This window comes from Polynucleobacter sp. AP-Feld-500C-C5, from assembly GCF_018882265.1.
Classification (GTDB): Bacteria; Pseudomonadota; Gammaproteobacteria; order Burkholderiales; family Burkholderiaceae; genus Polynucleobacter.
The window spans coordinates 186,198-193,343 of the sequence record NZ_JACVOW010000024.1; the positions used below are offsets into that span (position 1 = coordinate 186,198).

Annotated in this window: 7 protein-coding genes; 6 read left to right on the forward strand and 1 reads right to left on the reverse strand. The window is 43.5% G+C overall.

Going from position 1 to position 7,146, the window contains the following annotated elements:
- From guaB to ICN21_RS09820, 4 genes are all read left to right on the forward strand, one after another.
- Positions 1-1,464 carry an IMP dehydrogenase gene (gene guaB / locus ICN21_RS09805; RefSeq protein ID WP_216178270.1) on the forward strand — a complete coding sequence of 488 codons (1,464 nt, stop codon included), beginning with the start codon at positions 1-3 and terminating at the stop codon, positions 1,462-1,464.
- Positions 1,465-1,513: 49 nt separating this feature from the next.
- On the forward strand, positions 1,514-3,121 hold the full coding sequence (gene guaA / locus ICN21_RS09810; protein ID WP_216178271.1) for a glutamine-hydrolyzing GMP synthase: 1,608 nt from the start codon (positions 1,514-1,516) through the stop codon (positions 3,119-3,121).
- 97 nt (positions 3,122-3,218) lie between these two features.
- Positions 3,219-3,884, forward strand: a complete 666-nt coding sequence (locus ICN21_RS09815; protein WP_255534291.1) for an AzlC family ABC transporter permease — start codon at positions 3,219-3,221, stop codon at positions 3,882-3,884.
- A complete protein-coding gene (locus ICN21_RS09820) occupies positions 3,881-4,216 on the forward strand; it encodes an AzlD domain-containing protein (RefSeq protein WP_216178273.1) in 336 nt (111 codons plus the stop codon). Before ICN21_RS09815 ends, ICN21_RS09820 begins: the two co-directional genes overlap by 4 nt.
- Here ICN21_RS09820 and ICN21_RS09825 read toward each other — a convergent pair.
- A complete protein-coding gene (locus tag ICN21_RS09825; protein WP_216178274.1) occupies positions 4,213-4,830 on the reverse strand; it encodes a response regulator transcription factor in 618 nt (205 codons plus the stop codon). The genes ICN21_RS09820 and ICN21_RS09825 overlap by 4 nt on opposite strands.
- Positions 4,831-5,016: 186 nt before the next feature.
- On the opposite strand from ICN21_RS09825, the gene ICN21_RS09830 reads away from it, so the two are divergent.
- A complete protein-coding gene (locus tag ICN21_RS09830; protein ID WP_216178275.1) occupies positions 5,017-6,465 on the forward strand; it encodes a sensor histidine kinase in 1,449 nt (482 codons plus the stop codon).
- A 67-nt stretch (positions 6,466-6,532) separates the two neighbouring features.
- Positions 6,533-6,847: a RodZ family helix-turn-helix domain-containing protein gene (locus ICN21_RS09835; RefSeq protein ID WP_216178276.1), complete on the forward strand. Its 315-nt coding sequence runs from the start codon at positions 6,533-6,535 to the stop codon at positions 6,845-6,847.
- The last annotated feature ends 299 nt before the right edge of the window (positions 6,848-7,146 follow it).

A 7,146-nucleotide genomic window follows, 5' to 3' on the forward strand; every position in this document is an offset into this window, starting at 1 on the left:
ATGCGACTCATTCAAAAAGCACTCACTTTTGACGATGTGCTCCTCGTACCGGCCTATTCTGCGGTGCTCCCTCGAGATGCCAGCTTGGCAAGTAAGTTAACTCGGGATATTTCACTTAATACACCATTGGTGTCCGCTGCGATGGATACCGTCACAGAGGGTCGTTTGGCGATTGCCATGGCCAGTGAAGGTGGTATCGGCATTATTCATAAAAACCTCAAGCCTGCAGAACAGGCGCGTGAAGTGGCAAAAGTGAAGCGCTATGAATCTGGTGTTCTTCGGGATCCCATCACGATTGGTCCTGATGTCACTCTGCGTCAAGTGATTCAGCTTTCACGCGAACATGGTTTCTCTGGATTTCCTGTCTTGACCGGTAAAGAAGTGGTTGGAATCATTACCAACCGCGACTTACGGTTTGAAGAAGATTTGGATGCCCCTGTCAAAACCAAGATGACTCCGCGTGAGCGTTTGGTGACTGTTAAAGAAGGTTGCACACTCGAAGAAGCTAAGCGCTTGATGAGTCAGCATCGCCTAGAGCGTGTTTTAGTAGTCAATGATCAATTTGAATTACGCGGCTTGATCACAGTGAAAGATATTTTGAAAGCCACCGAGCATCCTAATGCGTGTAAGGATGGCGAGGGTAAGTTGCGGGTTGGTGCAGCCGTAGGGGTAGGTCCTGATAACGACGAGCGTATTGAGCTCTTAGTGCGCGCTGGTGTCGATGTCATTGTGGTGGATACCGCTCATGGCCATAGCCAAGGTGTTTTGGATCGTGTCAAATGGGTTAAGAAAAATTATCCCCATGTGCAAGTGATCGGCGGCAATATTGCTACCGGTGAAGCTGCTAAAGCATTGGCCGATCATGGTGCTGATGGCGTGAAAGTTGGTATTGGTCCTGGCTCTATTTGTACGACACGGATTGTTGCGGGTGTAGGCGTTCCTCAAATTACAGCGATTGTGAATGTGGCTACTGCATTAAAAGGTACGGGCATTCCTTTGATTGCTGACGGCGGCATCCGTTACTCTGGTGATGTGGCTAAAGCGTTAGCAGCTGGCGCCAGTTCTGTGATGATGGGCGGTATGTTTGCCGGTACTGAAGAAGCTCCTGGCGAAGTGTTTCTGTATCAAGGACGTTCCTACAAGAGTTATCGTGGCATGGGTTCTTTAGGAGCAATGGCCGATGGCTCTGCTGACCGATACTTCCAGAGCGATATTGTTGCCAATGCTGAGAAGCTCGTACCAGAAGGTATTGAAGGCCAAGTGCCGTATAAGGGGAGTGTGCTTGCAATCTTGCATCAGCTCACTGGCGGTATTCGATCTTCCATGGGTTACCTTGGGTGCAAGACGATTGCCGAGCTTCATGAAAAAGCCAATTTTGTGGAAATTACATCAGCCGGTGTGCGCGAGTCGCACGTACATGATGTGAAGATCACCAAGGAAGCACCGAATTACCACATTGATTAATAACTAAATAAAAGCTGAAATTAAGCCTGAATTAAAGACTGATTCTTTCGTGCACGACAAAATACTGATTCTCGACTTTGGTTCACAAGTAACTCAATTAATTGCTAGGCGTGTGCGTGATGCCCGCGTGTATTCAGAGATTCACCCCTACGATTGCGATCCAGAATTCATTCGCAAATTTATTCAAGAGCAGGGTGGCAAAGGCATCATTCTCTCTGGCGGTCCTAGCTCAGTGACCGAAGATGGTAGTCCGCGTGCTCCACAAATCGTATTTGAATTAGGCGTTCCCGTTTTAGGGATTTGCTATGGCATGCAGACCATGGCAACCCAATTGGGAGGTGCAGTTGCTTCAGCTGAGTCATTGGGTAAGGCACGTGAGTTTGGTTACTCAGAAGTGCGCGCTCATGGCCACACTAACTTACTCAAGGGCATTCAGGATTTTTCTACCAGTGAAGGCCATGGCATTCTTAAAGTGTGGATGAGTCATGGTGATTCAGTAACCAACATGCCGCCATCTTTTCAATTGATGGCTTCCACTGAATCTTGCCCGATTGCGGGTATGGCTGATGAAGAGCGCCGCTTCTATGCATTTCAGTTTCACCCAGAAGTGACCCATACCATTCAAGGTACCGCTATTCTTGAGCGCTTCGTGCATGAGATCTGCCAGTGCAAGCCTGATTGGGTCATGGGTGACTATATTGCCGAGGCGGTTGAGAATATTCGCAAGCAAGTGGGTAATGAAGAAGTTATCCTCGGTCTGTCTGGTGGTGTTGACTCGAGTGTTGCTGCCGCTTTAATCCATCGTGCTATTGGCGATCAACTGACTTGCGTGTTTGTTGATCACGGCCTGCTTCGTTTGAACGAAGGTGACATGGTCATGGAAATGTTTGCGCGCAACCTGGGCGTTAAAGTCATTCGTGTTGATGCAAAAGATACTTTTATGGGTAAGTTAGCAGGCGTTTCTGATCCCGAAGCGAAGCGAAAAATCATCGGTAAAGAATTCGTTGAAATCTTCCAAACTGAGTCTGGCAAGATCAAGAATGCTCAGTGGTTAGCTCAGGGCACTATTTATCCAGACGTGATTGAGTCTGCCGGTAAAGGTAAGAAGGGTGCGCATACGATTAAGAGTCACCATAACGTTGGTGGCCTGCCTGAAGACATGCATCTCAAATTACTAGAGCCATTGCGTGAGTTATTTAAAGATGAGGTACGCGAGCTGGGCGTTGCTTTAGGTCTGCCGCGTGAGATGGTCTATCGTCACCCTTTCCCAGGACCAGGTTTGGGTGTGCGCATTTTGGGTGAAGTCAAAGCAGAGTTTGCAGACTTGCTGCAACGCGCTGATGCGATCTTCATAGAAGAATTGCGCAGCACGATTGATGAAGCTAGCCAGAAGTCCTGGTATGACCTGACCAGTCAGGCTTTCGCCGTCTTCTTGCCGGTGAAATCGGTTGGTGTCATGGGTGATGGCAGAACTTATGAATATGTTGTGGCACTCAGAGCAGTGCAAACGCAAGACTTTATGACGGCCCATTGGGCTCACTTGCCACATGAGTTACTAGGTAAGGTTTCCAATCGCATCATCAATGAAGTGCGTGGCATCAATCGTGTTGTCTACGATATCAGCGGCAAACCACCGGCAACGATTGAGTGGGAATAGAAACTCACGATTGAGTCACTATCCAATCCGCTAAATACAGTATTTAACTTCCTTGAAATTTTTCCAACGACCCCCTTTTATTCAGGGTTTAAAAGTGATGCTCGAATCATCTCCGGGGATTATTGCTTGGTCCTTAGTCACGAGTATTAGCTTGCTGGGCGCGGGACTGAGCCCGGTAAATACATTTTGGTTCAACATCCTCGTTTATGCAGGATCTTCGCAATTGGCGGTGATGCCATTGATCGCTGGAGATTATCCCTTTTGGACTGTTTGGCTGACTGCATTGATTGTGATGTCGCGTTTTGTTATTTTTAGCGCAGTCCTTCAACCTCACTTTAAACATTATTCTTTCTGGCAAAGACTGGGTATCGGGAGCTTAAACACCGATATGAGTTTCGCAAAATTTGTAGAAAAGTTTCCTTCGCTAGATAACCCTCAAGGGAGCCAAGTTGAGCTGCTCTATTTCATGGGAATGGTCCTAGCGCATTGGTTTTTTTGGCAGATAGGTGCATTAATTGCCATTTTTTTTGGTTCTTATATTCCGATCTCTTGGGGCCTTGGGTTTGCTGGACCGCTAGCATTGCTAGCCTTGATCATTCCTGCCATTAAACATAAAACTGCTGTTATCTCAGCATTAGCAGCTGCTGGCACTTGTATCTTAACTATCAATCTGCCGTATCGTTTAACGATTGTTTGCTCAGTGATTGCTGGTGTAATGGCTGCGGTATTGGTAGACAAACAATCTCAAAAGAGGAATGCATGAATACAGTGGACTTATGGATTACTTTTTTTGGCTTGATGCTAGTGAGCATACTGAGTAGGGGCTCTATTCTTTTAGTGGGCTCAAAATTTCCCATTCCCAGAAGTATTCATGAGTTTTTGCGCTATGCACCTACTGCGGCTCTCATTGCCATTGTTTTGCCAGACGTACTATTTGCAAAAGATCCAGCAACCCAACTATTTGAACTAAACCTGTATTCACCCCAACTATTTGGTGCCATCGGCGGAGTGATTGGATTTTTAGTAACCAACAGTATCTTGGCAACCATATTATTGGGAATGACTTTTTTTACTCTTGCCAGATTTTTTATCTAAGCATTAACTAAATCTGCCTCAAGATACATTCTCACTAGGGCTTGTATAGAGTCCGCATGCATTTTCTCCATCACTCTTGCCTTGTGCACTTTGATCGTGGCATCAACCGTGCCTAGCTCAACAGCAATTTCTTTGTTTAATAAGCCTCTAACCAATAAAGAGCAAACCTCTTTTTCCCTTGGCGTTAGAGTGAGAAAACATTGTTTGATATCTAACTCTTTGGATAATTGAACCAGTTGTTGCTTATCTAGCTCAAGCGCCTTGCTCAAGGCAATTAATAGATCTTCGAGTTTGAATGGTTTAAATAAAAAATCTATGGCACCATTTTTAAGACTAGAAACAATTTGATGGGGATGACTTTGTCCGCTAATAAAAATAATAGGTGTTCTGCGACCCAGGGCTAACAATTGCTGCTGCAGTTCAACTCCAGACATATCAGGCATTTGCATATCCAAAAGAATCACTGCTGGAGAGATTGGGAGAGATTCTTTTAAAAAATTGATGCCAGATTGGTAATGATCTACGGTATAGCCTACCTCGCTCAACATTCTGGAGAGTGAAATGCGCATTGAGTCATCGTCATCGATTATGAAAATGTGGCCAGATTTAGTCATAAAGAGAGGGTTTATATTTAGCTAATTAGGTCAATTTAAATCAAAGTATAGGCTGAGGATATTAGCCCTATAGCTAATCAGATCTCATCTTCTATGCCTTTGTTACAACAGCCCTTCATTGCAAGGATCCTCAAGCGGGGCCCCTTTTTAAGCGACATTTCAGTCTGCTATCTGTAATATTCAGTGATGGAAGTCGCTAATCAAATCTTTTTTATTGTTTTTTCGCTCATTGGCCTGGGATTATTTTTAAGCGCCTTGTATCAATATCGTGCCAATGAAAAAGGTGATTTCAGCATCTATTGGCCAATGAGTGTCGGCCTTTTTTCACTCTCTTCCTTTTGTTTTGGAATTGCCTTGTGGTTTCATCAGTTTTTTCTCACAATTGCAAATAGCTCATTTATTGTTTCAGTTCTCCTCCTGATATTTTTATATCGTTCATGGAATAAACGGCCTTTTACTAAGTTTCAAGCTTTGCTTGTATCAATTATTTCGATCTTTATTTTCTTTTTCTATGATTACTTGCGGGTAATTCCAGATACCTTTAAGCATCGCGTTGCCTTAATTACTATTACTCAAGAGCTATTTTTAATCTGGCAAATATGGGAGTTGAGGAAGTATTACAAAAAAGACCGAACAGTGGTTGTAAAGTGGCTTATTTTTTTATCAGTATTAACCTTATTCGGAGAAATTGTCAGAACTCTTTGGGTGTTAATTGGTAGTACTCAAACCAATTTCTTTTTGTATGCCCAAGATGCAGTGGCTTTAACGCTTTTATGGATTGGCTATGGCAGTACGATATTGGTATATGTGGCTCTAGGCAGTTTTTATTTAGAAAAACAAATCACAAAAGAAAATCAAATTGCTAATACGCTTGAGAAAACAAGAGAAGAAAACGAGAAAATCACCGAGCTCTTAAAAGATAAAGAGCGTTTGATTTATGGGCTGATGAAAGCCAATAAAACGGCCGCTACTGGTGCTTTATCGGCATCAATTGCTCATGAACTCAATCAACCTCTTGGAGCATCTAATCTGAATATCCAGTTTCTCAAAATGAAATTAGAAAAAGGGGTCCTCAATCCGAAGTTGGGTAAAGAAATTTTAGATTCCTTGGAAGAGGATAACAAGCGAGCCGCTACGATTGTCAAATCTTTAAGGTCAATATTTACTGAGGGTGATTTGAATGCTCAGGATGTTCAATTAGGCGATTCCATTTCTAAGGTACTAGATATTGTGAGGCCAGAGCTAAAGTCAAAGAATATCCAAATTCAGTTAAAGGTAGATGATGACTTAGCAGTGAAGGTTAACCCAGCTGAAATTGAGCAAGTGATATTGAATCTTGTGAACAATGCCACTCAGGCTTTGGCTAATTCAGGAACACTCCAGCGTCGTATTGCTATAGAGGCCATGAGATCTGGCCATTCCGTCAAATTAAGCATTTCTGATAATGGCGGGGGCGTACCTACTGAATTTAAACCTCAACTATTTGAGCTGTTAAGTACCACCAAGCAGACTGGAATGGGTCTAGGCCTATGGCTTTGCAAGCACATTGTCACTAGATATCGAGGTTCTATTCATTATGAGGATGCCTTTGGTAGCGGCGCACGATTCATTGTGGAGCTACCTCTTTCTCATTAGCCTCAGGGCTAATTGACTAGGACTACAGCGAGGGCGAACATAAGAGCTTACATTTGTATGGGTTTTTATGAACTTAGCAGAAATTCAATCCTTTAAGCAGATTGGCAGGCATCTTCGTAGTGCACGGGAGATGCGGGGCCTGACATTGTCTGCAGCAGCCAGCACTTGCGGATTAAAAATTTTTGAGATCGTTCGTATAGAAAATGGAGAACTGTTGGGGTACCAGCAAGTGCCAGAGAATACCTTATCCAACGCCCAAATTTATGCTAAAGCCTTAGATATTGAATTGAGTGATTACAAGGAGCAACCTTGTGTTGAGCAAGCAAAAGTAAACGCCAATGTTTATGAAGGCGATATTCCTGTCTTTTTAAGAAAAAAATAATAATTCGGCATACCCGATCCTTACGGGTTTAACCACTTTGAGTGAAAACTTAAGGTGGTTTTTTATTTGAGCCACATTATTAATAACGAAAATTGATATGGCTTATGTAAAAATGCTAGCCCAGAGCTAAAAAGAAAAAAGGCTTCAAAAGCATTTCGCCTTTAAAGCCTTATGTCCTACCCGAGACATAGTTTACGTTTTATACCGGGCACATACTTTACAGTTTTTGGCATAGGAGGGACCACTCTATGCCGTGGAATGAAAGTACGAAGATGGACGAAAAGCTCAAATTTGTGTCT